Raw genomic sequence first — 24,073 nt, forward strand, 5'->3', positions numbered from 1 at the left:
TCATCGCTTCACCGGCGCATGGTCCGCCAGCCGATGCTCCACCAGCCAGGCGACGCCGCGCGACCACGCGGCGGCATTGTCACCGCGGATGTCGCCGCGCGCCGTCGTCACCACCCGGCCGGTGCCGACATCCTCGACCACCAGGGCGATCCACAGGATCAGGCTGCTGACCTTGTGGACGACGCCGAAGACCACGAGGTCGGCGCCGGCGGCACGCGCAATCCCATCCTCGCAGCCGTTGCAGGAGCGGATCTCCGTCCCCGGCGGGACCAGCCGCGCCGTCGCGTCGCCGTCGATCACCTCATAGCCCCTGTCGTCCAGATGGCGACGGAGCTCCGCGCTGACCTGCTTCAACCGTGCCGCATGGTCCGGTGCGGGTGGCTCGCCGCTGGTGTCCTCCAGCTCGATGTCCAACACCAGGGTCCGCGCGGCGGCGGCGGTTGCGTAGGCGAACGATGCCGCCAAGCCGATCATTATCATGCAGATCATAGCGGCTCCGGTCCTCCTCTCCGCATGATCCATCGGGCTTCCCCTTTTGCGCACCGGTTCCGATTGAACCGGATCGTCAGTGTTGCCATCATTCCCGTCATGCACCGACATCCTCTCGCCCTCGCCGCGGTTCTGATCATCGGGTTGCCGGCGTCGGCCGCCGCGCAGGATCCGAAGAACCCGGACTGGCCCTGTCCGCAAATCCTGGTCCCGACCCTGTCGCCGGCCTCCGTCTGGGATGGCCCGCCGATCGATGGGCTGGGAGACGGCTGGCAAAGGGATCCGGCGGTCGCCACCCTGGTCCGGCGCGCGGCCGACGGCAGCGTCGATGCCGCCACGCTGGAACCGGAGGCCGCGGCGCTGGCGGCGGCCGCGGGGGAGGGGAGGGACGGCAAGCTGGCACAGGTCTTCGCCGGAACCTTCCAGACCCTCGACCGCCAGCGCAGCGCGGCCATCGCCTCGATCGAGCGCTATGCCCAGCACCAGCGGGCCCTGCGCGAGCGCATCGCAGCCGCCCTGCGTGACCTCGACGCGGCTTCGGGCGATGCGTCCCGTGCCCAGGAGATCAAGAGTGCCATCGCCTGGGACCGCCGCATCCTCGACGACCGGCGGCGGGCGCAGACCGCGGTGTGCGAGCAGCCCGCCCGCATCGAGCAGAGGCTGGGCCAGATCGCGCGCCTGCTGTCGGCGCTGTTGCCCTGATCCACTGTCCGGAAGGGGCGGCACTCAGTTGGCCGCCCGGGGTTCCGGCCGGGGTTCCGGTTCGACGGTGACAAGCTCGCGGCCGGACGCCGTCCAGCCGTCGGTGCCGGCGGGATACCAGTTGACCGCCTGATAGCCCATCGCCATCGCGCGTTTGGCGGCGTTCCAGCTCATCCAGCAATCGGGCTGGCAGAACACCACCAGCGGGCGCTTGCGATCGCCGCCGGTCAGCGCCTCCAGGTTGGTCCGGAAATAGGCCTCCTGCTCGGCCGAGAGGGCACCGTAGCCGACATTCGGCAGCCAATGGGCACCCGGAAGGCTGCGGTGCGGTGGCGGAACCCAGCGGCTTTGCGCCGACAGCCCGTCGGGCTTCGGCGGCGTCGGCAGGACGTCGATCAGGACGGCGCCGGCCTTTGCCAGCCGCTCGACGTCGGCCGGTCCCACCGTCCCGGCGCTACCCAGGGATGGCGGTGTCGGAGACCGGTAATCCGCCATCCGGTAGCCGTCGGGTTCCGGCACAGCCGCCCGGATCGTTCCGTCGGCTTCGGCGAGCGGGACATGGTATTCGGTCAGAATGCGGTCGATGTCGCCCTGGCGGCGCACGATAAAGCCGTTCAGCCAGTGCCGCCAGTCCGGCTCGTCCGGGCGGATGCCCATGGAGATCATGTATTGGAAGGGCGAGGTTCCCGGCTCGTCCCTCAGCGGCACGACCGCCAGCGGCACCGGCTGCCGGGCGGCGAAATAGCCGGCGATGGGCCCCCACAGGATCGCGGCGTCGGTCCGGGCCGCAGCGACATCCTCGACCGCCTGCTGCGCCGGGTGATGGGCTCGCGTGTCGGTATCCAGCTGGTAGGGTTCCAGGTTGGTCAGCCCGTGGCGCAACATCGCCTCCGACGGCGGCGTGCGCGCGACCACCCCGATGCGCGCACCCTGCAACGACGGATCCGCCAGCGTCTTCGCCGTGATCCCGGAATCCTTGCGGTAGATCAGGGCGTAGGTGGAGCGGTAATAGGGGTTGGTGTTCTGCATCAGCTCCTCGCCGACCGCCGTCCCCATCACCAGATCGCACTGGCGGGTGCGCAGCGTGTTGCGGACGAAGCCGATGGTCTGCGGCCACCAGGTGAAGGTCAGCGGCAGCTTCAGCTCGTCGGCGATGAGCCGGGCGATCCGGTTCTCGAAACCCTCGCCGCGGTCGTTGGAGAAGGGAAGCAGGCTGGCGTCCGCGCAGACGCGCAGCACCTCCGTCGGGATGCCCTCCGCCGCCCGGGCGGGGCTGCCGGCGGATGCGGCCGCTGCGCACAGCGCCGCGGCCACCACGCCGGCCAGTCTTGTCGCGGGTCGTCGGATCATTCCGGACACACGGCCCGGATTCATGACGGTGCCTTGAACCGCTCGGGCCGGCCGCGGCCGACCTTGTCGTCGGAGCGCGCCTTGAGATAGCGGTAGATGTCGGCGAGATGGAGCATCACATTGGGATCGGAGCCGAAGGTCGGCATCACCTTGTCGCCGGTTGCGCCCATGTTGGTGCGGCCGTTGGTCACCACATCGGTGAATTTCCAATAATCCATCTGCTTGAGGGAATCGACCAGGGATGGCGCGAAGGACGATCCCAGCCCGTCCGGCCCGTGGCAGACATGGCAGGACGAGGCGTAGCGCCGGTAGCCGTTGTAGGTGCCCTGGTCCACCTTGCCATCCCGCACCGCATAGAGCGGCACGCCCTCGTCGTCCACCAGATCCTCGGGGTCGGCGGCCTTCGCCTCCTGCGGGGCGCTCTTCCCGTCCGGTGGAGTTTGCGCCGTCCGGTTCGGAGCGGACGGGCTCTGTGTCGCATCCTGCTGGCCGAATGCGCTGCCGAGGGTCAATGTCGCGGCGAACCCCAGTGCGGCGCACAGCCCGATCAGGTAATTGGGCATCTCGATATCTCTCCCCACTGCCTTTTCTCGTCGGTGCCGACTATCGGATAGGAGAGGGCACCGGCCCCCCAGGACCGGCGCCCTCTTGGGAACACGTCACTGGTTGTCCGGCAGGGCAAAGACGCTCAGCATGCCGCCGAGCTGGGTGTATTCGCCGAGCGACTTGTGGGCACCCACCGCACCGAGACCTTCCTGTTCGCCGGTCAGTCCGGCGGCCAGCCCGATGCCGGCCCAGCCGCCGACGCCCGACAGGACGGCGATGTACTGCTTGCCCTTGTGCATGTAGGTGTTGACGTTGCCGATGATGCCGGACGCGGTCTTGAAGCTGTACAGATCCTTGCCGTCACGCAGGTCGATCGCCTTCAGGAAGCCTTCCAGCGTCCCGTAGAAGCCAACGCCGCCCTTGGTCGACAGGGCGCCGCTCCACACCGCGAAACGCTCCGGCTTCGACCAGACGATCTTGCCGGCAGCCGGATCCCAGGCGATGAAATTGCCCATGCCGCCGTGCGAGTTCGGGGCCGGATACATGCTGAGCGTCGCGCCGACATAGGGCTGTCCGGCCGAATACTCGACTTTGAAGGGCTCGTAATCCATGCAGATGTGGTTGGTCGGCACATAGACCAGGCCGCTGTCAGGCGAATAGGATGCCGGCTGCTGGTCCTTGGACCCCAGCGCCGCCGGGCAGACACCGGTGGTGTTGTGGTCCTCGCCCTGGGCGAAGGTGCTGTATTTGTCGTTGACCTTGGGGCGGCCGGTCTTCATGTCGATCTCGCTCGCCCAGTTCACGGTCGGATCGTATTTCTGCGCGACCAGCAATTCGCCGTTGGTGCGGTCGATGGTGTAGGCGAACCCGTTGCGGTCGAAGTTGATCAGGGCCTTGCGCTGCTGTCCGCCGATGGTCACGTCGGCCAGGATGTTCTCGTTGACGCCGTCATAGTCCCATTCGTCGAACGGGGTCTTCTGGAACACCCATTTCGCCTGTCCGGTGTCGGCATCACGGGCGAAGATGGTCATCGACCATTTGTTGTCGCTCTTGGCCCGGTCCTTGTCGACGGCACGCTGGGCCGGGTTCCAGGTGCCGGGGTTGCCGGTGCCGTAATAGATCAGGTTCAGTTCGGGATCGTAGGTGTACCAGCCCCAGGTGGTTCCTCCGCCGATCTTCCATTGGTCGGCCGGCCAGGTCTTGATGCCCAGGTCGGGCTCGCCGATCGGCTTGCCGAGCATCATCGTCTTCTGCGGGTCGATCATCACGTCCTTGTCGGGACCGGTCGAATAGGCCCGCCACACCATCTTGCCGGTGTTGATGTCGTAGGCCGTCAAGTGGCCGCGGACACCGAACTCGCCGCCGCTGATGCCGACATAGACCTTGTCCTTCACCACCATCGGGGCGGCGGTCAGCGTCTCGCCCTTGGTCGCGTCGCCGTTCTTGGCGCTCCACAGCACCTTGCCGGTGCCGGCGTCCAGCGCCACCAGCGTGTTGTCGGCCTGGCCCAGGAACAGCTTGTTGCCTGCCACCGCGACGCCGCGGGTGACGGTGTCGCAGCACATCACCGGAATGACGGTCGAATCCTGCTTGGGCTCGTATTTCCACTTGATGCGCCCGTTGTCGTTGAGGTCGAGCGCATAGACATTGTTGGGAAACGGAGTGGAGATGTACATCGTGTCGCCGATCACGACGGGACCGCCTTCGTGACCGCGCAGCACGCCGGTGGAGAACTGCCAGATCGGACGCAGGTTCTTCACGTTGTCGCGGGTGATCTGGTCGAGCGGGCTGTAACGCTGGCCGGCATAGTTGCCGAGCTGCATCGCCCAGTTCGCCGGGTCCTTCTGGTTCTTCAGGGTGTCGTCATTGGCATGGGCTGCGGGGGCGGCGAGAGCGGTCGCCTGGATTGCGGCAGTGACGAGCAGACAGCGCACAAAAGGGTTCATTTGTTTCCTCCCATTTTTAAAGGGGTGGTCGGTTGTCCCGGTGGAGGTGCGGCGACGAGGGTCGGTTCTTCAGAGGGCGTGTTCCCTCCATGAGTGAGGCCCGACGTCGATCCGGTCGGCGTCGGGGCATCGGTTCCTGATAGTCCGCATCCAAACTTCTGCAGCATCGCAGGCACCCCGGTTATCGATGCCGGAGCCAGATCCTTGGCGAGGTTCTAAACAGACCCGCACTATGTTGGTGATGCTGACATTCAGTTTGATCAAATAAATATAAGCTGTGAAGATTATTTTCCGCTATCGTTCAAAAGTTTTCAAAAGAAGCGAAATAGCGGATATGTTGAAACAAATGGGGTAATCCGTACGGATGAAAAAGCCGCGCTTCCGGTCGGCATGTCAGGATTGTTCCGTCGGTCCGCCGCGCCGGGCCCAGAAACCGCGGCCGGGATCGTAAGCGAGCACCGCGGCACCGAGGAACACCGCCAGGCAACCGGCCACCGCAAGCAATGCCGTGCCGTCGACTCGGAGATAGAGGCTGAAGCGGATCAGCTCCACCGCCTGGGTGAAGGGGTTGAAGGCGGCGATCAGGTACAGCGACGGGCTGCCCTCCTTGATGCGCCACAGCGGGTAGAGGGCGGAGGAGGCGAAGAACATCGGGAAGATCACGAAGTTCATCACGCCGGCGAAATTCTCCAGTTGCTTGACGAAGGACGACAGCAGCAGCCCCAGTGCGCCCAGCATCAGCCCGCTGAGCAGCAGCGCCGGCAGCGCCGCGAGGTAGCCGAGCGGCGGCGGCTCCACCCCCCATAGCCAGGCGATGCCGAGGAACACATAGACCTGTGCGATCGACACCGCGACGCCGGCCAGCAGCTTGGCCATCAGCAGGTACCAGCGCGGCAGCGGGCTGACCAGCAATGTCCGCATGCTGCCCATCTCGCGGTCGTAGACCATCGACAACGAGTTCTGCATGCCGTTGAACAGCTGGATCATCGCGACCAACCCGGGAACCACATATTCGTCGTAGAGGATGTAGGTCTCATAGGGCGGGATGATCGACACGCCCAGCACCGCGCGGAAGCCGACGGCGAAGATCGCCAGCCAGACCAGCGGCCGTACCAGCGCCGCGAAGAAGCGCTCGCGCTGATGGACGAAGCGCAGGCCCTCGCGGACGATGATGCTGCGCAGGCAATACCAGTAGGCGGCGGCACCCATCATCGAACCTCCCGTGACGTCAGGGACGCGAAGGCGTCGGGCAGGGTCGCCGTGCCGGTGGCCGCACAGAGCGAGCGTATGGTGCCGGCGGCGTGCAGGCGTCCCTGGTGCAGCACGACGATGGTGTCGTCGGCTTCCGCCTCGTCCATCAGATGGGTGGCCCAGAGCACGGCCAGCCCCTGTTCCCGGCAAAGCGTGCGGACATGGTGCAGGATGTGCCGGCGTGCTTCGACGTCGAGGCCGACGGTCGGTTCGTCGAGCAGCAGCAGGCTCGGCCGGTGCAGCAAGGCACGGGCGATCTCGACCCGGCGGCGTTGCCCGCCGGACAAGGTGCGGACCTTCTCGTCGGCGCGGTCGGCCAAGCCGATGCGCTCCAACTCCTCCATCGCGCGGGCTTCGCAATCGGACGGCCGCATCCCATGCAGGCCGCCGTGATAGCGCATATTCTGGCGCACGGAGAGATCGAGGTCGAGCGTCGGCTGCTGGAACACCACGCCGATGCGCGCCAATGCGCGGGTCGGATGTCGTCGCAGGTCGAAGCCGAAGATGCGGATGGCACCGGTGCGGTTGGTGTAAAGCCGGGTGATCAGCGAGAACAAGGTCGTCTTGCCGGCGCCGTTGAGGCCGAGCAGCATGGTGAAGCCGGCCGGGGGAACCGCAAAGGATACGCGGTCCAGCGCCACGCGCTTGCCGAAGCCATGGCTGAGATCCTCCACTGCCAGGGCCGCCGGAACCGGCGCTGCCGGGTCGTCGGTGACGGGAATCGACGGAGGCTCCGCAGGCATTGCGGTTTCGTACATCCTGTCTTCCCCCACGCCGCGCCGAGGACGCAGCCACACCGTTGTCCGGAAGCGCCGTTGCAAAGATGGCCCCTTGGCGTGATTGTTGGCGGTGCGAATTAATATTCAAGCTGCTTTCGCAAGAGGGCGCGCAATCTTGACGCAGGCGGTAATCCCGAAGAGTGACGCCACCGTTTCCGCTGTGGATCGTCCCCCCTTGGTTCACAGGGGCGAGACCATGCCCGGACCGGACCTGATGGTCGTGGCGCTGTCGGCACGGGCGCTGTCGGCCAGTGCCCGCCGCGGTGGGAAGCAGGTCGCCGCGATGGATTTGTTTGCCGATGCGGACACGGCTGCGATGGCCGAGCGGTGCATCGCCTTGCCGTCGCGCCGGCTGCGGATGCCCGGTCCGGCACTGCTGCGGGCATTGGCGGCGCCTGACCTGCGCGGGGTGCCGCTCGTCTATGGTGCCGGCTTCGAGGACAGGCCGGACCTGCTGGCAGCACTGGCGCGCGGCCGGCCGCTGATCGGCAACCGGGCGGAAACGGTGGCTCGGCTGAAGGATCCGCTGGGCTTTGCGGCATTGCTCGCCCGGCTGGGCGTGCCGCATCCGGAGGTCGCCGTATCGTTCCCGCGTGCGTCCGGAGAATGGCTGCTCAAGCGTGCCGGCGCCAGCGGCGGCGCCCATATCCGGCCGGCGCGCAGGCGAATGCCGGCCGGATATTATGCCCAGCGCCGCATGCCGGGGCGTCCGGTGTCCTTGCTGTTCCTTGCCGACGGCAGGCGGGCGGTGCCGGTCGGTTTCAGCCGGCAATGGTCGGATCCGGCACCAGGGCAGCCCTATCGCTATGGGGGCGCGGTCGGTCCGCTGCTGCCCTCGCCGGCCTTCGGCGGGATCGCCGAGGCCATGGTCGATGCGGCGGCGCGGATCGCCGGGGCGGTCGGGCTGGTCGGGCTCAACAGCGCCGACTTCCTGGCCGGCCCAGCCGGCTGGTGGCTGCTGGAGATTAACCCGCGGCCGGGGGCGACGCTCGACCTGTTCGACCGTCCGCCGATGCCCAGCCTGCTGGACCTGCATCTGGCCGCCTGCGCCGGGGAACTGCCGGCCCGTCTACCGCCCCTTGCCGGCTGCCAGGCCGCGGCCCTCGTCTATAGTCCCGTAGCGGTCGCCTTGGGGCATGAGGTCCGTTGGCCCGACTGGACCGCCGACCACCCCCAGCTCCCGGCGCAGATCCCGGCGGGGGCTCCGCTCTGCACCGTGCTTGCCGATGCCGCCGATGCGGTGGCAGCCCGGCGCTTGGCCGGCCGGCGCAGGCGGGAACTGCTTGCGGAGCACGTCGTGGAGGAGATGGCATGACGGGCACGATCGCCCTCTTCACCGATGGGGCCGACTGGCACGCGGCACGGTTGGAGCGTGCCATCGCGCGGCGGGGATACGAATGCCGCCGCGTTCCGTTGAACGCCTGCGGTTTCGCCGTCGGACGGACGGAATCGGGATTGCTGCTGCCGGGGTTCGGCGATGCGCTGCCGTCGGGCGCCTTGGTGCGGGTGGTCGGGCAGGGCAGCTTCGAACAGGTGACGTTGCGGCTGGGGGTGCTCCACGCGCTCGGCCGGCTGGGGGTGCCGGTCTACAACAGCGCCCGTGCCATCGAATGCTGTGTCGACAAGTGCACCACGAGTTTCCTGCTGGCCCGCGCAGGCATACCGACGCCTCCGGCCGTCGCCGTGCAGTCGCCCGAGTTGGCGCGTGCAGCCGTGGAGTCATGGCCCGATTGCGTGCTGAAGCCGCTGTTCGGCGCCCAGGGGCGCGGCCTGCGCCGTCTGTCGGGACCGGCGGACGTGCCGGAACCCGAGGCGATGGCCGGCGTCTATTACCTGCAACCCTTCGTGCCACCGTGCCGGGAAGGCGCGTGGTGCGATTGCCGCATCTTCGTGGTGGGAGGCCGCGCGGTGGCAGCGATGATCCGCCATGGCCGGAGCTGGATCACCAACATCCACCAGGGCGCCAGTTGTGAAGCACTCGCTCCGGATGGTGCCGTTGCCGATCTGGCGGTGCGAGCAGCCGCCGCAGTAGGCGCGGACTATGCCGGTGTCGACCTGATTGCCTCTCCCGGCAGTTCCGGGGGCAGTTCCGGGCAGTGGCTGGTGTTGGAGGTGAACTCGATGCCGGCTTGGCAGGGGTTGCAGACCGTCAGCGACATCGACATTGCCGACGCGCTTGCCGGGGATTTCCTGCGCCGCGTCGATGCCGCGGCATCAGCGGGGCAGCGATGACCGGGGCTGCAATGACCGCGCGCATGCTCCGGCTGTTTCCCGGGCAGCCGGAAGAGGTTGCGGTCGCCGGGGCCTATCTCTCCCATCGCCTGCATGAGTTGGGGAGCGAAGCCAGTCCCTTCGTCTATGCCAGTTTCGTCAGCAGCCTGGATGGTCGCATCGCGCTGCGCGATCCCGCCACCGGGGAGAGCCGCTTGCCGGCCGGACTGGTCAGCGACACCGACTTCCGCCTGTTCCTCGAACTCCAGGCACAGGCGGATTGCCTGATCACCCATGGCGGCTATCTGCGCGACCTTGCGGCGGGGCGCCTGGACGATGTGCTGCAAGTCGGCATGCAGAAGGCCGCAAACGGGCTCGCGCGCTGGCGGGCGGACAATGGTCTGCCGCCCCAACCGGTCGTGGTGGTCGCCAGTGCCAGCCTGGAATTTCCGATGCCGGACTCGCTGGCGCGTCATGGACAGCGCGTTTTCATCGCCACCGGCGCCGCCGCCCCTCCCGAGCGGGTCGCGCATTGGCGCGCTGCCGGTTACGAGGTTCTGATCGCCGGTGCCGGGCAGTCGGTGGAGGGGGCAGCGCTCTTGCGGGAATTGGACATGCGGGGGCTGCGCAGCCTCTATCTGCTTGCCGGACCTCGCATGCTCGACACCATGCTGCGCGATGGCCGGCTGTCGCGGCTGTACCTCACCACTGCGCACCGGCTACTTGGTGGGGAGAGCTTCCACAGCATGCTTGCCGGCTCCGAACTGGGGAAGGCGGGCAGGCTGCGGCTGGGCGCGTTGCACTACGATTCCGGCACGCTGGACGGCACCGGCCAATTCTTCGCCCATTTCGAGCCATGGGCACATGGGCCTGAGCTTTGAATCCAGTGCATTCGATCGGCTCCGGCCGGTCGCACGGAACAGCACAGGCAGCGGCGGCGTCCCGTGCGGTTTTGATCCCGCCGCGGGAAGCCGCCGTCAGGTGCCGCCGTCAAACATGGCAAGCGGCACGATGTTTCACAGTGCGGCTGCTGCCGCGCCGGTCACAAACCCGCACATGCATAGGCATTGATTTCAGTTCCGACCGGAATTTCGACGATCGTCGGCTTGCGCCAGCTTTTCATGTCCGTGTCCTCCTCCGTTGAACTGGGCGGTCAGGCATCATCGCCAGGGCGGCCCGTTAGGAAACTCTACCCGCGATGCTCCGACGCAGCCATCACCCGAATGGATAGGGAAGTGAGAATTATGGCTAGTTCTTTGTGCGTTGCAAAATTATTTGCGGACCGGTTGTCGATTTGAATTAGAATAATTCAACCCATTGGGTATTGATTTGAGAGATTACATAATCATCGAATATTTTATTTTAAAATCGATCCGAGTGACGATGCGTTGCCCGAAATTGTTGCTCCAGGAAGAAGGGTTGGGAGATGGCTGAGGGAGCGGAAGGTATTTCATCCTTTCCAATGTCCCGCATGGCCTCGTGAGACGGCTGGGAGCGAAGGCGGTGACGCCCCTGTCCGGTCATGGGGCCGGCGAAGAGGCGCCACCCGTCCGGTCATGCAGCGAACGGATGCTTGGCAATGTCCTTCTGGTTCATCAGATCCTTGGCGGTAGGATAGCCGGACACCGCGCGTTCGATGGCTTCCTTGGTGGCGCGATAGTTATAGTCCTGGATCTTGGCGTTGTCCTTGGCCTCCCAATGGATGAAGACGCCGACGCAGATGAAGATGTTGTCGATCTCGTCCTGCGGGATGGTGCCCTCGGCGACGCAGTCGGCGACGGCCTTGGCGACGCCATGCTGGGCAGGACCGAACATCTGCACCGCCTGTTCGGCACCCTTGATCGTGACCTTGTTGAACAGGATGGTTGACGGCTTGCATTGCAGGTTGGGGGCGATGACCGCCAGCAGACTGGTGAAGCCGTCCTTGTTGTTGGTCAGTGCAGTGCAGAAGGCGGTTTCCGCCGCACTTCCGCGAGGCCCCATGATCAGATCGATGTGGGCCACCTCGTTTCCGTCGCCGACGAGTGATTCGCCCACCAGCACGCGATTGATCTTCGGGGATGACCCCTGCCACATGCCCATCGCCGTATTCTCCCATATCTTTGAAATCAGTGGAGGACCGCCGCAGGGTGACCGCCGTGGTCCTTGCGGTCGTGCCGTCCATGTCGATCCAGAGAAAGCAGTGATCTGGACAACCGCGGCCCGGCATCGGTCACGGCAGGCATTATGCCAGTTAGTTTGTTGGCGCAACAAACTCGCAAAAGGGGTTCGGAGTAACTTGAAATCGCAGCCGCCGCCTTTCCTCTGCGCGAATACAGGCCGGGACGGCATGGCCGATCGGTCAGGATCACACCATATTCGGGCAATCTCTGTTCAGGACGGCGGCTGCGGTTGCGTCGCAGGACGAAGGTAAAGCGGCGTTACTGCTGACCCTGCTTATCGGACGATCCACTCGAACCGCCCTGGGTGACCGGTTTCCCACCGATGGTGCCCTGCCGCTGCTGCTGCAACGAGCTATCGGGCAGTTGCCCTGTCGGAGTCGCGGTTCCGTCGGTGGACGAACCGGAACTGCCCTGGGGCACCGGGGTGCCGCCGATGGCGCCCTGACGCTTTCCAGGCAGGGAGTCGGGGGGCAATTGTCCGCTGGTCGCGGCCGGAGCGTTCTGGGTGCTGGTGCTGTTGGGCGAACTCGTACCGGAATTGCCCGTGGTGGATTGGGCCGAAGCCGGCAGGGTCGCGGCAGCCATGGCGGCGATTCCGCCGGCGATTCCGATGGCGAGGATGTGTTTCGTCTTCATGATGTGGCCTCCCTGGCGACCGGGCTGCCGTCGGCGGTCGCCGGCGCGCCGGCCCGGTCACTTCCGTCAACCGGCGGTCCGGCTTGCCGGTTCCCTCTCCCCTTCTTGCGTCACTGCTTGACCACGACGCCCCACGGGGCGCCGCCGACCGGGATGCTCTTGATCACCTTGTTGCGTTCCAGGTCGATGACCGACAGGTCGTTGCTGATGCCGTTGGTGGTGTAGAGCCGCTTCTCGTCGGGCGAGAAGGCGAGGTTCCAGACACGCTGGCCGACCAGGAAATAGCGCTTCACTTCGAGGCTCGCGATGTCGATCTCGGCGATGCGGTTGGCCGGGCCCAGTGCCACGAAGGCGCGCGTTCCGTCGCGGGTCATCTGGATGCCCACCGCCTGGATGGCCTCGCGCCGGACGCCGGTGACCTCGAAGCGGATCTTCTTGATCATCTTGCGCGTCGCCGCGTCGATGACGCTCACCGTGCCGCCGATCTCGCTGGACACCCAGACCTGCTTGCCGTCGTCGGTGAAGCGGGCGACGCGCGGCCGGCTGTCGACCAGCACGTTGCCGACGACGGCACGCTTCTCGGTGTCGATGAAATGCGCCATGTTGGTGGTTTCCGACGTGTTGACCAGGGTCTTGCCGTCGGGACTGATGCCCATCCCTTCCGGTTCGACGCCGACCTGGATGTTGCCGATCGCCTTGCGGCTCGGGATGTCGATGATCGTCACCATGTTGTCGTCCTCATTGGCGACGTAGAGCCTGGTGCCGTCGGGCGAGAGGACGAACAGTTCCGGATCGGGGCCGGACGGCAGCGCATGGACCACCTTGCCGCTGGCGATGTCCACGACGTCGACGCGGTTATCGTCGCCGACGCACACGTAGAGCTGTGTTCCGTCGGCGCTCAGCGTGATACCGCGGGGCCGGCGCCCGACCTTGATCTTGTTGGTGATCTGCAGGCTGTCGCCATCCACGACGGCGATCTGGTTGTCCTTCTCGTTGGAGACGAAGATGGTTTCGGACGCCGCCGGCTCGGCCATCAGGGCCGGTGCGGCGAGGATCAGGATGGCATAACGAAGCAGATGCATGGGGCGCTCCACCTTTTTTGTTACCGGTTGGGACGGCATTTGGTTTCCGGCGCATCGTCGCCGAGCGTGTCGAGGGGGGTCACGGGATGCAGGAAGCCCTCCTGCGGCGACACCGAGACCAGCATGCGGGGGCCGGCGATCAGGATGGGCTGGCGCATCTGGCCGTCCCATGCCCGGAAGGACAGGGCTTCGCCCTTGAATCCGGCCAACTCGAAGTCCGGGCTGCGCAGATAGGCGGCGAGATCGTCGAAGCCGGTGCCGCCGGTGCGGGCCGCCGCCTCGCCGACGCTGCGCACCGCAAGCCACGCGGCATAGTCGCGCGCCGTCATCCAGCGGCCGGCCAGCTTCTCGAACCGGCTCTGCAACTGGGTGCCGCCCCATTGCTCGTTGACCCGCGACCAGCCGGTTGCGGTCAGCCCCTGGGTGCCGGCCACCGGGCGGGGACGCCAGGTGCGTCCGTCGAGGTAATCGCCGAAATCGCCGATCTCGTCGGCGACGATCAGCACCTCGTAATCCGGCCCCTGGGTGGCGAGCGGAATGTCGGATTGGATGGTGGTGATGCCGGTGTCGGTGCGCCGGTTGCCGGTGTCGAAGGTCCAGGTCGTTTCCGCGACGATCCGGCCGCCGAAGCGCTTGGCGGCACGGCGGATGGCCTCGGCATAGAGCGCGTCGCCGGGATTGCGGCCGATCAGCAGGCTCCAGCCGGTCCATTTCTTCCAGGCGAGATATTGAGCCAGCGCGTCGGCCAGCATGCGCCGGCTGGCGGCGGTGTGCAGGATATTGGGCCGGCACTGCTCGTTGCGCAGTGCGTCGTCCGGTGCGCGGGCGTTGAACAGCAGCATGGAGCGGGCTTCCGGCCGGTCGGCGGCGCTCAGCAGCGCGTCGGCCGGCAGATCGGCGACGACGAAGCGCACCCCCTCGTCGGCCAGCGCCTTCAGCCCGGCGCCGATGTCGCCGTCCGCGGGCAGGACCTGCTCGACCAGCCGGTAGCTCTGGTTCAGGAACATGCCGGTGGTGGTGTTATCCGCCAGGGCCAGCCGGGCACCCTGGAGCCCCTCGTCGGTCGCTACCGGTTCGAGGAAGCTCGCGGGCGTGCGCGGGTCCTCGTGGCGCGCAAGATAGCCGATCACAACCGCCTGTGCGCCGCCATCCTGGGCGACGGCGGTGGACGCCGTTGCCGGCGCGAGCATCGCAGCCGACAGGACCGCCGCCGCAAGCCACCTGCCGGCATGCGATAAGTTCGATCTCCGATCAGACAATCGCCAGAATCTCACCATGCCCTCCTTCCGCAAGATCGCCGATGAAACGATGGGCGCGGGTCGTGCCCGCGCTCTCGAACCAGCTGCCGGTCCCCTCCAGCGCACGCCGCAGGAGGTGCAGGAACAGCCAGTCGCGCGTGCCGCCGTCGGCAAAGCCCTCCGGGGGCGCGGCCTTCGGCCGGCCCAGCAGCAGCGTGCCGCGCCGCATGCCGAATCCCGGATGCAGGCCGCAACCTCCGCCGATGGCAAGCGTGCCGGCAACCATGAAGGCTGCGGCATGGGCGCCGGCCTGTCCGTCGACGACGACGATCCCCCGCCGCATCCGTTCGCCCACGCGGTCGCCGGTGTTTCCGCCGACGCTGATCAGCCCGCCCCGCATTCCCTGCGGCCGGCCGGGCAGGGCGCCGCCCAGCGCCTCCCCGGCGTTTCCGGTTATGCGCAGCAGCCCGCCGCCCATCCCGGCGCCGGCATGGGCGGCGACATCGCCTTCGACGAGCAGTCGTCCCGATGCCATGCCGACGCCGACCCGGTGCAGGATGGCGCCGCCCGGCCGGATCAGCAGACCGTCCGTCGCATCGCCCGCCGACATATCGAAGAGGTCGCCCAAGGGAGCCGCCCCACCGCGGCAGGGCAGCGACAGCCGCGCGACGGCATCTGCCGGAAGCTCGGCCAAGCGGTCGGGCAGCACGGCGGACATGTCCACCGGCAGTCCGGCATCGCCGCGGAAGGTCAGGGTCAGGCCGGTCATGACATCACCCTCATGCCATCACCTCATGCAGGTGGAAGTGATGCGGGCCGAGCTTGCCACCATAATTTCCGGCGGTGATCGCCAGCACGCCGGCCGCCGCCCCGCCGGCCGTGGCGGCGGCGATGCCGGCCCGCATGCCGGCGCGGATGGCCGCCTCGTCGGTCCCGTCGAGCACCAGTTCCAACACCGCCTCGACATCGTCGGACAGCAGCGTCCGGGGTTCGACGGCCCGCAGGGTCGGGCAGAAATAGGTGTTGGTGGAGGCGACCAGCCCACGGTACTTCGATCCGACCTTGGAGCCGGACCGCACCACCCCGCCGGGAAAGGGCAGGATGATGCCCGGCAGGGGCCGGATCGCCCCGACAGCCGCCTCCGCCGCGGCGAGGCACTGGCGATGGCTGGCGGCAAGGATCAGGAAATTGCCGCCGCCGATGCCCTTCGCCACGGCGACGCTGTCCTCGCAGACGAATTCCCCGTCCATCACCGGGATCCGCCAGAATCGACGGGTGCCGAAGCGCTTGGAGATCTGATGGCCATCGCCGAAATAGCGAAGGCCGTTGCCGAGCGGGATTCGCTTGGCCCCGTCGAGCAGGCCGGCGTAGCAGGCCGAGCCCGGCGAGGTCATGACGCATTGCCCGACGCGGGCGACGACATGCTTGGCCAGATCGGCGGTCGACATGCCGAAGACCATCACCGCGGCACCATGCCGGCCGTCCGGCGTTTCGTCGGGCGTCAGCAGCCGTTCGACAGCCGCCTCGCAGCCGCAGCCGATGACGGAGGTGGCGAAGCCGGTCAGGCTGGCGGTCGCGGCATCGACCCATAGGGGGGTGTCGGCGGTCACCACCAGCCGGGTGTAGCTCATCGGGAAGGCTTCGGCGAAGGTGTCCTCGATGCGCACGCCGTTGATCCGCATCCTGTCGGTCGGGATATCCGCCATCACTGCACCTCCCGACGCCGGCAGGGGTGGAGGAGGGGGCCGGCGCCATGCCGGATCTCCTCGTCGCGGATGCGGAAATGCTTTATCGGCAGGCCCAGCCTCTCGTCGAAGTGGCGGGCGATGCGGCGCTCGATCAGATCGTCGTAGCCGGGCCGGACGACATGGGTCCGGCCCTGCGCCATCGCCACCAGCGTCCCGTCCCGCACCACCAGCCGCCCGCTCTTGAAGACCAGATCCGGCCGTTCGAACATGGCCCGGCGGTCGGGCCGGTCGGTGTAGACGGTGACGTCGGCCGAGGCGCCCGGCCCGAGATGGCCACGGTCGGCAAGGCCGAGGATGCGGGCCGGAGCCGCGCGGGTCATGACGGCGATCTCGCCCAGCGTATATTCGCGGGCGATCGACCCCAGCGTGGTGTTGGCCGGCGCGTCTGGGTGGATCTCCGCGAGCTTCTCCAGCCGGTAGTCGCGGTCCATCAGCAGCCGGATCAGCTCCGGATAGAAGGTGAAGGGGGCGCCGTTCGGGTGGTCGGTCGTCAGGAACACCCGCCAGGGATCGTCGAGCAGCAGGAACAGCTCCAGCCCGATCGCCCATTGCAGCGCGTTGACATAGGATTTGTCGCGGTAGCGGAAGGGCACCACGCCGCAGCCGGCATCGCATTCGATGTCCATCGCCAGCCATTTGCGCGGATGCGCCAGCGGGGCGGTGTGGCGCTGCGCCATGGTGTCGGCCGATGCGGTCACCGTCTGGCCGAACATCACCTGTCCGATGTCCACCGACAGCGTTGGCGTCCGGTTGATCGCCTCGGCCAACGCCACCGCGCCCGATGAGAATTTGCGGTCGCCCACCGTGTCGTAGCTGTGGAACTGGATATGCGTCATGTGCAGCGGCAGGCCGGATGCCGCCTGGATGGTGTCGAGCGTCGTCGCCACGTTGCCGGGAACGCCCAGGTTGCAGCCATGGACATGCAGCGGGTGGGGCAGTCCCAGCTCGTACACCGCACGGGCCAGCACGGTCAGGACGGTGCGGGGCGTGACGCCGTAATGCGGTCCGGCCTCGTCCAGGTCGAGCTGGCGGGCGTTGAACTTGAAGGCGTTGATGCCGCCGGGATTGACCACCTTGACCGCGAGGCTCTGGGTCGCCGTCAACATCCAGGCGACATAATCGTTGACCGCGGCCTGCCCGGCATTGGTGGCGATCAGGTCCAGCAGGAAATCGTCGTTGCCCAGGACCAGATAGCCGCCGGTGTCGATGTAGGGGATGTCGGCCATCTCCAGATGGGCATGCCGGGCGTTGGATCCCAGCATCGCCGGCTCGAAGGCGGCGGTGAAGCCCATCTCGATGTAGCGGGCGCCGGTCGTGTGGGTGGAAGGGGTGGCGATGCCGCTGCCCCCGCCGCAGCCGCCTCCGCCGCAGCTTCCGGCGGCGAAGCGGTGGTGGTCATGCTCCTCGCCCATCAGCAGGCGGGCGAGGTTGACCTTGCCGCCGGCGATGTGGCTGTGGATGTCGATGGCACCGGCCATCACCAGCTTGCCGGACAGATCGTGCACGGTGTCGGGTGTGGCACCGGGGCCGGGGTCCGGGGCTATGCGCTCGTCGCGCAGCCAGAGGTCGGCGATTTCGCCGTGCCGGCCGTTGGCCGGGTCGAACACGCGCCCGCCGGACAGCTTCGTCAGCATCGGGCGGGCTCCGTGGACATGGACGTGTCTTCAAGTGCCGTCGCGATCTGCCGCAGGACAGCGGCGACGCTCGGCAGGCCGCGGACGACCAGCACCCCGGTCCGGAGCGCGACCACGCTGTCGGCGCGGAACACGTCGCCGGCATGATCGATGCCCGGCGTTCCCACCGGAATGAAAAGGGCGGGCTCCGCCGTGAAGGCGGTTTCGGGGGGGGCCAGTGCTATGACGGCGGTCCCGGTGCCGGCCATGGCGGCGATCTCCGGCATCTCCGGACGGAAGGCGGAAATCCACAGGATGACGTCCGCGTCGCGGGCGCGCTCGCGCCAGTCGAAGCGGTCGGGGTCATGCAGCGGCATTCCCCTGTCGAAGCCGGTACGCAGGGGAAAGCCGGTGCGCCATGTGCAGGCCTGGTTGGCGCCGACCAGATTGTCGGCTCCCGACAGAGGGAGACCGGCGCAGCGCGTCGTGCCGTCCACCTTGCGGATCAGGCGGACCAGCCCCTCGACGATCAGGTCGGGCTGCGGTCCCGCGAACAGCCCGGCCGCCCAGACCACCACGGCATAGCGGGCGGCGCGAAGCCGGGCCGCCAAGTCAGCCATCGGGCCGGTGGCTCCATGACCGGCCAGCGCGGCACGCAACCCCGTAACCAAGCTGGCGAGGTCCGGTTGCGGACCGTCCGCCATCCCAACCTTTTCGATCCGGCCGCCGAGGCACTGCGCCGTTTCCGGCAACGGATCGCCTCCCAGGAACAGCACGCTGCGGCCGGTGCCGCCGGGGAAGGCCGGCTCGGGCACCACCCACCGCTCCCACAGGCGGGGGAAGGCGGCGGCCGGATCCGGTCCGACGACCAGCACGAGGTCACAGCGGTTGCGCAGTTCGGCCAGTGTCGTCACCGACCAGCCGAGGCGACGGAGCACCGCCAGATTGCGGAACAGGGCGTCGGAGTGTTCATGGTCCACCGTGGCCCCGATGCGTCCGGCCAGCGTCAGGGCGGCGAGCACGCCGTCCACATCGGTCGCCAGCCCGGCGATCAGCGGGGCGCGGCTGTCGCCCAGCAACCGGGCGGCCTCGGCCACGGCCTGCGTCATGGGAACGGCTGTTCCGCCGATGCGGGGGGCCGTCTGCACCGCCGTCGACCGGCGGAACAGCCGGTCCGCCTGCGGGCAGCCGCTGGGGCGGGGCGCGATCCCGGAATCGTCCTGCTCGATCCCGATATCGCCGCACCCCAGCCCGCAGAATGGACAGAGGGTATCGGGGTGGAAAGCCATGGCGCCCCAATCACCTGAGCTGGATTTCACCGGTGCGGAAAGTCACTGGAAGGCCGGCCGTGCAATGGGCGGCAGCCAGTGCGGGGAAATTCAAGTGTATGGTCGTCTTCGCCGGCCTCCGGACAAACGCCGTGCCAGGCATGGTTCGTAAAATGGCTGCGCGTCATCGGCCCCGGACATGCCGAGCGATCCGTTCATGGCCAGTTTCCTTCCGAAATGCCGCACCCCGTTCGGGCTAATACGCGTAGATACTCGTTCGCGCTACGGACAATTTTGTTTGCAACGCTAACATTGTGTCCTGGGCCGCGCAAAGGGAATGCAGATGAGCGATCAGCGCAATCGGATAGGAGAGGTGAGAATCCAGGCCCCCGCGCGCCTGCATGCCGGCTTCGTCGATCTCAATGGCGGATTGGGGCGCCGTTTCGGCAGCCTCGGCATCGCCATCGACCGCCCGGCCATCGTCCTGCGGGTCCGCCCGGCTGCCCGGCTGGCAGTCACCGGCCCGTCCGCCGACCGCGTCCGCCGCAGCGTCGAGCGCCTCAGCCGCGAAGCAGGCCTTTCCGACGCCGTCGCCGTGATGGTGGAGGAGGCGATCCCCGCCCATGTCGGGCTGGGATCCGGCACGCAGACCGACCTTGCCGTCGCGACGGCGCTGGTCTGTCTGGAAGGACGGCGCACCGCTGCCCGCGACCTGGCGAGGGTGCTGGAACGTGGCGCGCGGTCCGGCATCGGGCTTGCGGCCTTCGAACAGGGCGGGGTGTTGCTGGACGGTGGCCGGGGCGGGCTGGATGCAGCGCCTCCGGTGATCGCGCGGGCGGAGTTTCCCGAGGACTGGCGCATCCTGCTCCTGCTCCATCGCGGCGGGCACGGGCTGCATGGTGTGCCGGAGGTCGAAGCCTTCCGGCGCCTGCCGCCCTTTCCACCCGCCGCCGCCGCGCATCTCTGCCGGCTGATGCTGATGGTCGCCCTGCCGGCGCTGGCCGAACGCGACGTCGAGCGCTTCGGTCAGGCCATCGGCGAGTTGCAGCGCACGGTCGGCGACCATTTCGCTCCGGCCCAGGGCGGCCGCTTCACCAGCCCGATGGTGGCAGAGGTGTTGGGCTGGCTTGAGGCGCAGGGGATTCCCGGCGTCGGGCAAAGCTCCTGGGGCCCCACCTGCTTCGCCATCGTCGGCGAGTCCGAACGGGCGGAGCGGCTGGCCGCAAGGATGCGCGAGCGCTGGGCCGGAACCCCGCTGGAGGTGCTGGTCTGCTGCGGACGGAATGTCGGCGCGAGCATCGAGAACATCGCCGCCGAGTCCGGGCATGCACCTGCGGTCAGACGGGCGGTCGGCGGATGAACGGGAGAACGATGGGAGAGAGGCAAACATGAGCGCGCCCTATGTGCTGCACATGATCACACCGCTGGCGAATGTCAGCCCGTTCGACGTCAACATGGCGGTCGATGCCGGTATCGACACGGTCATCCCCTATACCGGGATCGGGACCGCTCAGGTCGAAGCCCTGACCCAGGACGCCATGTTCTCCCGCGATCCGAAGAATGCCGTGCGCACCGGCCTGTTCATCGGCGGGCGCGATGCCGCCATGGCGCTGGACATGCTCGACGCGGCGCGCAAGGCGATGTTCTCGCCTTTCCAGATCTCGGTCTTCGCCGACCCGTCGGGCGCCTTCACGACCGCCGCCGCGATGGTCGCGGTGGTGGAACGGGCATTGCAGCGTGCGGGAGTGGCCGGCCTCACCGGCCTCGACGTCCAGGTCTATGGCGCGACCGGGGTGGTCGGCGGCATCGCCGGACTGATCGCGGCGCAGGCCGGCGGCAAGGTCACCCTGGTCAGCCACCGCGGCGTGTCGGCGGTGCAGGGCAAGGCGGAGGAATTCGGACGACGCTACGCCGTGCAACTCGACTGCGCCGACACGTCGGCCGCCGGCAAGGCCGCACTGCTGGAGCGGGCGGACGTCGTGTTGGCCTGCGGCAAGGCCGGCGTCAGGGTGCTGTCCGCCGAGGACCTGCACGCGGCCGGTCGCCTGCGGGTGGCGGCCGACATCAACGCGGTCCCGCCGGCAGGCGTCGAAGGGGTGGGTGTGCAGGATGATGGCGTCGCCTTGCCCGCTGCGCCTGGAGCGGGGAATCAGGCGGTCGGCATCGGCGCGCTCGCCATCGGCAATGTCAAGTTCAAGGTCCAGCACCAGCTGCTGGAGCGCATGCGGAGCGGCGGGACCGCGGTCGCCTTCGATTTCCGGGACGCCATGGATGCGGCGCGCACCATCGCGGGAAAGGCATAATCATGCAGCGTCCGAGCTTGTCCGCTCTCGCCGCCCCGCTTGCCGCGGCCCTGGTGGCGGATGCGGTCCGATTGCGGCTCGGTATCGACCGGGTGGCCGGCGCGACCATCGTCGATGCCGGCATCGCCCATCCGGGCGGGCTGGAGGCGGGACGCCGCATCGCCGAGCTGTGCATGGGCGGGCTGGGCCGCGTCACGCTCCAGGCCGATGCGCAGGCGGAGCGCTGGCCCTTCCTGGTCGCGATGCACAGCGCCGATCCGGTGCTCGCCTGTCTCGGCAGCCAGTATGCCGGCTGGAGCCTGTCGCATCAGGACGATGCCGGATCCTTCTTCGCGCTCGGCTCCGGTCCCGGACGTGCGATGGCACGCAAGGAGACGCTGTTCGACGAGCTGGGCTATGGCGACACCGGCGATCATGCCGTCCTGGTCCTGGAAAGCGGGACCGTTCCGCCGGCTCCGCTGGTCGAACGGATCGCCGGGGACTGCGGGGTGGCGGCGGAACGACTGACGCTGGTGCTGACGCCGACGGAAAGCCTTGCCGGCACGGTGCAGATCGTCGCCCGCTGTCTCGAGGTCGCGATGCACAAGGTGCATGCGCTGGGTTTCCCGCTGGATCGCGTGGTCGACGGCATCGGCAGCGCGCCTCTGCCGCCGCCCGGCAAGGGATTCGTCGCGGCGATGGGGCGGACCAACGACGCCATCCTGTTCGGCGGCATCGTCCAGCTGTTCGTCGCCGGTCCGGAAGATGCCGCCGCCGATCTGGCGCACCGCCTTCCCAGCACGGGTTCGCGCGACTATGGACGCCCCTTCGCCGAGGTGTTCGCCGCGGTGAACAAGGATTTCTATGCCATCGACCCGCTGCTGTTCGCGCCGGCGCGTGTCGTGGTGACGGCGCTCGACACCGGCCGCAGCTTTCACGGTGGGCAACTCGCCCCTGCCATGCTCGACCGGTCGTTCGGCGGGTGAGGGGAATGGTGCCCGACGTCGCCGGACTGTTCGTTGCGGCCTGCCGGGCGGAGATGATGGCGCTGAAGCCCGGCAACGTCCATGTGCATGCGGCGGGCCATGGCATGACGGTGGCGGATTTTCTCGCGTCGGCGGATGTCGCGGCGCCGGAGATCGCGCGTGCCGGTGCGCCGGTCGGCGAGCGCGTATTCGGGGCGGTGCGGGCGACACGGGTAGCGGTGGGATGCAATACAAATCTCGGCATCCTGCTGCTGGCCGCCCCGCTGGCACGGGCGGCCGAGTTGCCCGCATCGTGGCCGTTGCCTGATCGCGTGTGCGCCGTGCTGGAGGAACTGACGGTGTGCGATGCCGAGGCGACCTATGCGGCGATCCGTCTGGCGGCGCCCGGCGGGCTCGGCCGCGCCGCGGAACATGATGTCGACGGCCCCGCCACGGTGGATTTGCGGACCGCGATGGCGGCGGCGCGGTCGCGCGACCGCATCGCGCTGCAATATGCGGACGGCTATCCTGACGTGTTCGGCATCGGCGTCGCCTGTGCGCGGGTGATGACCGGTGGCGGGTCGCTGTCGATGGCCGAGGCCGTCTATCTGGAGTTCCTGACCGCCTTCCCCGACAGCCATGTCCGCCGCAAGCAGGGCGAGGCCGTCGCGGCGGCATTGCTGGCGGAAGCGCGCGAGGTGCGGCGGCGGGTGGAGGCGGCACCGTCCGCCGCCGTCCGCCGGGAGCATCTGTTCGTCTTCGACGCGCGGCTGAAATGGCAAGGCATCAACCCCGGCACCTCGGCTGACCTGACCGTTGCCAGCCTTTTCGCCCATGGGCTAGAGGGGGATGGGAGTGGAGAGCTGGAAGCAAAGGATGAACGGCATGATGGCCGTCCTGCTCCTTGATGTGGCGTTGTGCCTCGTCGTGGCGGCCGTGCCCGCATCGGCCGAACCGCTGACGGTGACGGAGATCGCACCCGGCGTCTTCGTCCACCGCGGCGCCGTCGCCGAACCGGCACCGGACAACCGCGGCGATACCGCCAACATGGGGTTCATCGTCGGCGAAAGCGGCGTGGCGGTCATCGACACCGGCGGCACGCCGGAACTGGGGCATCGGCTTCGCGACGCCATCGCGGCGCGGACCGACAAGCCGCCGGTCATCGTCATCAACACCCACATGCATCCCGACCATGTGTTCGGAAATGCCGCCTTCGCCGGAGTTCCGGTCGCCGGCCACGCCAATCTTCAGGATGCGGCGGCCGCCCGTCAGGAGATTTATGGGCGGCGGCTCGCCGACGAGCTCGGCGCGCAGGCCGCGGCCGGGATCCTGCCGCTGCGGGTGGAGCGGCCGGTCACGGGCGAATTGCAGATCGATCTTGGCGGGCGTACGCTCGTGCTGGCTGCCCATCCGACGGCCCATACCAACAACGACCTGACGGTCTTCGATCCGCAGACCGGGACGCTGTTCACCGGCGATCTGCTGTTTGTCGACCATATTCCGGTGGTGGACGGCAACGCGGTGGGCTGGTTGCGAGTGCTGGATGCGCTGTCCCGCGTGCCGGCGGCACGCGCGGTTCCCGGCCACGGGCCTTTGGTGGTCGCGTGGCCGGACGCACTGGCCGCAGAACGGCAGTATCTGACCGCGCTGGTGGACGGGGTCCGGCAGGTGCTGAAGGCTGGTGGCGGCATTCGGGACGCCGTGGCGTCCGTTGCGGCGGACGAACGGAGCCTCTGGCTGTTGTTCGATGCATACAACCCGCGCAACGTCACGGCGACCTTCGCCGAATTGGAATGGGAATAGCG

24 protein-coding genes are annotated in these 24,073 nt (G+C 67.9%); 9 read left to right on the forward strand and 15 right to left on the reverse strand.

What is annotated here, in order from left to right; translation table 11 throughout:
* Complete coding sequence (locus tag AL072_RS26960) at nucleotides 1-480, reverse strand: DUF3280 domain-containing protein (protein WP_245637046.1); 480 nt, start codon at nucleotides 478-480, stop codon at nucleotides 1-3.
* A 108-nt stretch (nucleotides 481-588) separates the two neighbouring features.
* Between AL072_RS26960 and AL072_RS26965 the strand changes: the two genes are divergently transcribed.
* Nucleotides 589-1,191, forward strand: coding sequence for a hypothetical protein (locus AL072_RS26965; protein ID WP_045585861.1), 603 nt, complete (start codon nucleotides 589-591; stop codon nucleotides 1,189-1,191).
* A gap of 24 nt (nucleotides 1,192-1,215) precedes the next feature.
* On the opposite strand, the gene AL072_RS26970 is transcribed toward AL072_RS26965, so the two are convergent.
* The 5 genes from AL072_RS26970 to AL072_RS26990 all read right to left on the reverse strand — a co-directional run bounded on the left by AL072_RS26970 (nucleotide 1,216) and on the right by AL072_RS26990 (nucleotide 7,042).
* A complete protein-coding gene (locus AL072_RS26970; protein ID WP_052710473.1) occupies nucleotides 1,216-2,541 on the reverse strand; it encodes a quinoprotein dehydrogenase-associated putative ABC transporter substrate-binding protein in 1,326 nt (441 codons plus the stop codon).
* Between the two features lie 20 nt (nucleotides 2,542-2,561).
* Complete coding sequence (locus AL072_RS26975) at nucleotides 2,562-3,104, reverse strand: c-type cytochrome (protein WP_082109393.1); 543 nt, start codon at nucleotides 3,102-3,104, stop codon at nucleotides 2,562-2,564.
* 96 nt (nucleotides 3,105-3,200) lie between these two features.
* Complete coding sequence (locus tag AL072_RS26980; protein ID WP_045585862.1) at nucleotides 3,201-5,033, reverse strand: methanol/ethanol family PQQ-dependent dehydrogenase; 1,833 nt, start codon at nucleotides 5,031-5,033, stop codon at nucleotides 3,201-3,203.
* 393 nt (nucleotides 5,034-5,426) lie between these two features.
* Nucleotides 5,427-6,242, reverse strand: coding sequence for an ABC transporter permease (locus AL072_RS26985; RefSeq protein WP_045585863.1), 816 nt, complete (start codon nucleotides 6,240-6,242; stop codon nucleotides 5,427-5,429).
* Entirely contained in the window at nucleotides 6,242-7,042 is an 801-nt protein-coding gene (locus AL072_RS26990) for an ABC transporter ATP-binding protein (RefSeq protein ID WP_082109394.1), read from the reverse strand. Before AL072_RS26990 ends, AL072_RS26985 begins: the two co-directional genes overlap by 1 nt.
* A gap of 217 nt (nucleotides 7,043-7,259) precedes the next feature.
* On the opposite strand from AL072_RS26990, the gene AL072_RS26995 reads away from it, so the two are divergent.
* Genes AL072_RS26995 through AL072_RS27005 form a run of 3 tightly spaced genes read left to right on the forward strand, consistent with a single transcriptional unit; the run spans nucleotide 7,260 to nucleotide 10,155 of the window.
* On the forward strand, nucleotides 7,260-8,378 hold the full coding sequence (locus AL072_RS26995) for an ATP-grasp domain-containing protein (RefSeq protein ID WP_045585864.1): 1,119 nt from the start codon (nucleotides 7,260-7,262) through the stop codon (nucleotides 8,376-8,378).
* Nucleotides 8,375-9,295 carry a RimK family alpha-L-glutamate ligase gene (locus tag AL072_RS27000; RefSeq protein WP_045585865.1) on the forward strand — a complete coding sequence of 307 codons (921 nt, stop codon included), beginning with the start codon at nucleotides 8,375-8,377 and terminating at the stop codon, nucleotides 9,293-9,295. The genes AL072_RS26995 and AL072_RS27000 overlap by 4 nt, the downstream gene beginning before the upstream one ends.
* Before the next feature lie 11 nt (nucleotides 9,296-9,306).
* Complete coding sequence (locus AL072_RS27005; RefSeq protein WP_045585866.1) at nucleotides 9,307-10,155, forward strand: RibD family protein; 849 nt, start codon at nucleotides 9,307-9,309, stop codon at nucleotides 10,153-10,155.
* Nucleotides 10,156-10,316: 161 nt separating this feature from the next.
* On the opposite strand, the gene pqqA is transcribed toward AL072_RS27005, so the two are convergent.
* The 9 genes from pqqA to AL072_RS27045 form a co-directional block, all read right to left on the reverse strand.
* The gene (pqqA, locus tag AL072_RS33825) at nucleotides 10,317-10,397 is read right to left on the reverse strand and encodes a pyrroloquinoline quinone precursor peptide PqqA (RefSeq protein ID WP_082109395.1); all 81 of its coding nucleotides are present in this window, start codon (nucleotides 10,395-10,397) and stop codon (nucleotides 10,317-10,319) included.
* 431 nt (nucleotides 10,398-10,828) lie between these two features.
* Nucleotides 10,829-11,356 carry a formaldehyde-activating enzyme gene (gene fae, locus AL072_RS27010; protein ID WP_281178706.1) on the reverse strand — a complete coding sequence of 176 codons (528 nt, stop codon included), beginning with the start codon at nucleotides 11,354-11,356 and terminating at the stop codon, nucleotides 10,829-10,831.
* A gap of 338 nt (nucleotides 11,357-11,694) precedes the next feature.
* Nucleotides 11,695-12,072, reverse strand: a complete 378-nt coding sequence (locus tag AL072_RS27015) for a hypothetical protein (protein WP_045585867.1) — start codon at nucleotides 12,070-12,072, stop codon at nucleotides 11,695-11,697.
* Nucleotides 12,073-12,182: 110 nt separating this feature from the next.
* Complete coding sequence (locus tag AL072_RS27020) at nucleotides 12,183-13,154, reverse strand: PQQ-dependent catabolism-associated beta-propeller protein (protein WP_045585868.1); 972 nt, start codon at nucleotides 13,152-13,154, stop codon at nucleotides 12,183-12,185.
* Nucleotides 13,155-13,174: 20 nt separating this feature from the next.
* On the reverse strand, nucleotides 13,175-14,344 hold the full coding sequence (locus AL072_RS27025; RefSeq protein ID WP_245637047.1) for an ABC transporter substrate-binding protein: 1,170 nt from the start codon (nucleotides 14,342-14,344) through the stop codon (nucleotides 13,175-13,177).
* Nucleotides 14,345-14,405: 61 nt separating this feature from the next.
* Complete coding sequence (locus AL072_RS27030; protein ID WP_052710460.1) at nucleotides 14,406-15,161, reverse strand: formylmethanofuran dehydrogenase subunit C; 756 nt, start codon at nucleotides 15,159-15,161, stop codon at nucleotides 14,406-14,408.
* 10 nt (nucleotides 15,162-15,171) lie between these two features.
* Entirely contained in the window at nucleotides 15,172-16,098 is a 927-nt protein-coding gene (gene fhcD, locus AL072_RS27035; protein ID WP_245637048.1) for a formylmethanofuran--tetrahydromethanopterin N-formyltransferase, read from the reverse strand.
* Nucleotides 16,098-17,774 (reverse strand): formylmethanofuran dehydrogenase subunit A, encoded by a 1,677-nt coding sequence (locus AL072_RS27040; RefSeq protein WP_045585870.1) that lies wholly within the window; start codon nucleotides 17,772-17,774, stop codon nucleotides 16,098-16,100. Before AL072_RS27040 ends, fhcD begins: the two co-directional genes overlap by 1 nt.
* Nucleotides 17,768-19,042, reverse strand: coding sequence for a molybdopterin-binding domain-containing protein (locus AL072_RS27045; RefSeq protein ID WP_045585871.1), 1,275 nt, complete (start codon nucleotides 19,040-19,042; stop codon nucleotides 17,768-17,770). Before AL072_RS27045 ends, AL072_RS27040 begins: the two co-directional genes overlap by 7 nt.
* A gap of 352 nt (nucleotides 19,043-19,394) precedes the next feature.
* Between AL072_RS27045 and AL072_RS27050 the strand changes: the two genes are divergently transcribed.
* Genes AL072_RS27050 through AL072_RS27070 form a run of 5 tightly spaced genes read left to right on the forward strand, consistent with a single transcriptional unit; the run spans nucleotide 19,395 to nucleotide 24,071 of the window.
* Complete coding sequence (locus tag AL072_RS27050; protein ID WP_245637049.1) at nucleotides 19,395-20,381, forward strand: beta-ribofuranosylaminobenzene 5'-phosphate synthase family protein; 987 nt, start codon at nucleotides 19,395-19,397, stop codon at nucleotides 20,379-20,381.
* A 28-nt stretch (nucleotides 20,382-20,409) separates the two neighbouring features.
* The gene (locus tag AL072_RS27055; protein WP_045585873.1) at nucleotides 20,410-21,324 is read left to right on the forward strand and encodes an NAD(P)-dependent methylenetetrahydromethanopterin dehydrogenase; all 915 of its coding nucleotides are present in this window, start codon (nucleotides 20,410-20,412) and stop codon (nucleotides 21,322-21,324) included.
* Between the two features lie 2 nt (nucleotides 21,325-21,326).
* On the forward strand, nucleotides 21,327-22,289 hold the full coding sequence (gene mch, locus AL072_RS27060) for a methenyltetrahydromethanopterin cyclohydrolase (RefSeq protein WP_045585874.1): 963 nt from the start codon (nucleotides 21,327-21,329) through the stop codon (nucleotides 22,287-22,289).
* 5 nt (nucleotides 22,290-22,294) lie between these two features.
* Complete coding sequence (locus AL072_RS27065) at nucleotides 22,295-23,176, forward strand: triphosphoribosyl-dephospho-CoA synthase (RefSeq protein ID WP_045585875.1); 882 nt, start codon at nucleotides 22,295-22,297, stop codon at nucleotides 23,174-23,176.
* Nucleotides 23,145-24,071, forward strand: a complete 927-nt coding sequence (locus AL072_RS27070; RefSeq protein WP_245637050.1) for a quinoprotein relay system zinc metallohydrolase 2 — start codon at nucleotides 23,145-23,147, stop codon at nucleotides 24,069-24,071. The genes AL072_RS27065 and AL072_RS27070 overlap by 32 nt, the downstream gene beginning before the upstream one ends.
* Nucleotides 24,072-24,073 lie beyond the last annotated feature (2 nt).

This window comes from Azospirillum thiophilum (genome assembly GCF_001305595.1).
In the GTDB taxonomy this organism is placed as follows: Bacteria; Pseudomonadota; Alphaproteobacteria; order Azospirillales; family Azospirillaceae; genus Azospirillum; species Azospirillum thiophilum.